Genomic DNA, 2,984 nt, shown 5'->3' with positions numbered 1-2,984 from the left:
TTAAAATACTGTTTTAACTACCAAATAAGTTAAGTAATAGCCCTGCTGCTACAGCTGAACCAATTACTCCTGCCACATTTGGTCCCATAGCATGCATTAATAAGAAATTTGAAGGATTGGCCCTTTGCCCTTCCTTTTGAACAACTCTTGCTGCCATTGGAACTGCAGAAACTCCCGCTGCTCCTATCATTGGATTTATTTTTCCATTAGTTAATTTACACATTAACTTACCAAACAGTACTCCACTTGATGTTCCTATAGCAAATGCCATAAGTCCAAGTACCAATATTTTCATAGTTCCTACAGTTAAAAATACGTCTGCACTAGCTTTCGCTCCTACTGTTAATCCTAAGAAAATAGTTAGTATGTATAAAAGTGAATTACTTGCAGTAACAACTAGATTTGGTACTACTCCTGATTCTTTTATTAAGTTTCCAAACATCAACATACAAATTAACGGTGCTGATGAAGGTAATAATAATACGACTAATATAGTAACAATTATTGGAAACACTACCTTCTCAGTCTTTGATACTGGTCGCAGTTGTTCCATTTTAATTTCGCGCTCAGCTTTTGTAGTTAAAAGTCTTATTATTGGTGGTTGAATAACTGGAACTAATGCCATGTATGAATAAGCTACTACAGCTATAGAACCTAAAAGGTGAGGTGCTAATTTACCTGTTAAATAGATAGCTGTTGGTCCATCTGCTCCACCTATAATTGCTATAGACGCTGCTTCCGGTCCTAAAAATCCTAATAATATAGCTCCTATAAACGCAAAGAATATCCCCATTTGAGCTGCTGCTCCTAGAAGTAAACTTTTAGGATTTGCAATAAGTGGACCAAAGTCCGTACCTGCACCAACACATAAAAATATTAATGGTGGATATATTCCATATTCTACACCTAGATATAAATAATGAAGAAGTCCGTTATCCGCCATTAGATTTGCCAAAGGCAAATTTACAATGAGCATACCAAAAGCTATTGGTATTAATAAGTAAGGTTCATATTTTTTTTCAATAGCTAAATATATAAATATACAAGCTATTCCCATCATTATTACATTTTTATAATTTAACGCCGAAAAACCAGAACCCTGTATAATGCTTTGAAGCATCTGAGTCATTTAAACCTGCCTCCTTTCTACTGTATAGAAATTAATTTATCTCCTAAAACTACTGTATCTCCCTTGGATACATTTATAGCAGTTACTTTTCCATCTTTTGGTGCTACTATTTCATTTTCGAGTTTCATGGCTTCTATAATTACTAATGTTTGTCCACTTTTAACTATATCTCCAACTTTTACTTTAATATCAAAAACTCCACCTGGAATAGGTGCTGTTATATCTTCGCTACCTTCCGGTGTAGCCTCTGCTACCTTAGGTGCATTATTTACTGGAGCTTTTTGCTGTTTTGCTGGTGCCTCTGCTCCTATTTCTAATTTTTCTACTTCTACTTCGTAAACTTTGCCATTTAAACTTATTTTATATTTTTCCAAAATACCTTTCCCCCTTATCTAAACTAGTGTATATCCTAATTTATCCTTTTTATACTTGTTATATGAATTCTAGAATTTCTATTACCTGAACTAGCCGATATAATTGCTGCCATACAAGCCACTATATCATCATCTTCTTCTAAGCTTGCTATTTCGATTTCATTTCTGCATATTATCTCTTCTTGAACGCTAATTACTTTTTCTTCTTCTAAGATTTCGACTTTCTTCTCTTTAAAAATATATTTAAATAATCCTAATATCAGTGAAAGAAGAAATAAAAGAGAAAAAACTAAAATTATAGATCCAACTGAGACATTAAGAGCTTGGGATATTGAAACCTCATTTCCTAACATTTTCACACCCCTTTACTATCGTATTATTTAAAATGTTGCATCAATATAATAATAATCCATATTTTTTTCTTCTAAAAATTTTATAGCTACTTGTGGGAAAAGTGCATAGCTTAATACGTCCTCATCACTCTTTGCTAAATCTCCGATTTCTTCTTTTGCTTTTTCAAAGCCTGGCTCTAATAAATCCGCTGGTCTTACTGTTACTACTTCTTCATTCCCTATAATTTTCTTTATTATATCTTCACTTATAGGCGCAGGTGATTTACCATAAAGTCCTTTTACATACTCTTTTATTTCTTTTGGTATTACTTTATATCTTTCTCCTACTAAAACATTGAATACTGCTTGTGTACCAACCATTTGACTAAGTGGCGTAACTAGTGGCGGATATCCTAAGTCTTCACGTACCTTTGGAATTTCTTTTAGTACATCCTCATATTTATCTGCTGCATTTTGTGACTTTAATTGAGATAAAAGATTTGATAACATCCCACCTGGTACTTGATATAATAAAGCCTTTGGTTCTGTTTCCATCACCTTTGGATTTAATATTCCATTGTCTAAGTATTTTTGTCTTATTGGTTTAAAGTATGCGGCTACTTCCTCTAACACATTTAAATCTAATTCTGGATTTCTTTTAGAGTCTTTGAAAACTACAGCCAAAGATTCTGTGCATGGTTGAGAAGTACCTTCTGAAAAAGGTGAAATTGCCGTATCAATAATATCCACTCCTGCTTCTACAGCCTTCATGTATGTCATAGATGCAATTCCACTAGTACAGTGACTGTGCAGTTCTATAGGTATTTTTATTTCTTTTTTCACTCTACTAATTAATTCATAAGCTACATCTGGGGTTAATATACCTGCCATGTCTTTTATGCATATTGAGTCTGCCCCTTTAGTCTCCATCTCTTGCATTAAATTAATATAGTATTCTATAGTATGTACTTTACTTGTAGTGTAGGAAATAGCGCACTGGCAATGTGCTCCAGCTTTTTTAGTAGCTTTAATTGCTGTTTCCAAATTCCTTACATCATTTAAAGCATCAAATATACGAATAATATCTATACCATTTTCTACTGATTTTTCTATAAATTTTTCTACTACATCATCAGGATAGTGCTTATA

At 33.1% G+C, this 2,984-nt stretch carries 4 protein-coding genes; all 4 read right to left on the bottom strand.

What is annotated here, in order from left to right:
• Positions 1 to 13: 13 nt before the first annotated feature.
• A complete protein-coding gene (locus JJE11_RS17150; RefSeq protein ID WP_366927961.1) occupies positions 14 to 1,129 on the bottom strand; it encodes a sodium ion-translocating decarboxylase subunit beta in 1,116 nt (371 codons plus the stop codon).
• Positions 1,130 to 1,146: 17 nt separating this feature from the next.
• Complete coding sequence (locus tag JJE11_RS17145; protein WP_291637820.1) at positions 1,147 to 1,503, bottom strand: biotin/lipoyl-containing protein; 357 nt, start codon at positions 1,501 to 1,503, stop codon at positions 1,147 to 1,149.
• Positions 1,504 to 1,538: 35 nt separating this feature from the next.
• On the bottom strand, positions 1,539 to 1,856 hold the full coding sequence (locus JJE11_RS17140; RefSeq protein WP_291637818.1) for an OadG family transporter subunit: 318 nt from the start codon (positions 1,854 to 1,856) through the stop codon (positions 1,539 to 1,541).
• 27 nt (positions 1,857 to 1,883) lie between these two features.
• A partial coding sequence (locus JJE11_RS17135; protein WP_291637816.1) for a pyruvate carboxylase subunit B occupies positions 1,884 to 2,984 on the bottom strand: 1,101 nt, incomplete at its 5' end.

It is taken from the genome of Clostridium sp., assembly GCF_016650095.1.
Lineage (GTDB): Bacteria > Bacillota > Clostridia > Clostridiales > Clostridiaceae > Clostridium_AD.
This window is presented reverse-complemented; position numbering and strand designations above follow the sequence as displayed.

Excerpts from the sequence above, each read along its gene's own strand:
- JJE11_RS17150 (WP_366927961.1), bottom strand. The coding sequence starts at position 1,129 with ATGACTCAGATGCTTCAAAGCATTATACAGGGTTCTGGTTTTTCGGCG.
- JJE11_RS17140 (WP_291637818.1), bottom strand. The coding sequence starts at position 1,856 with ATGTTAGGAAATGAGGTTTCAATATCCCAAGCTCTTAATGTCTCAGTT.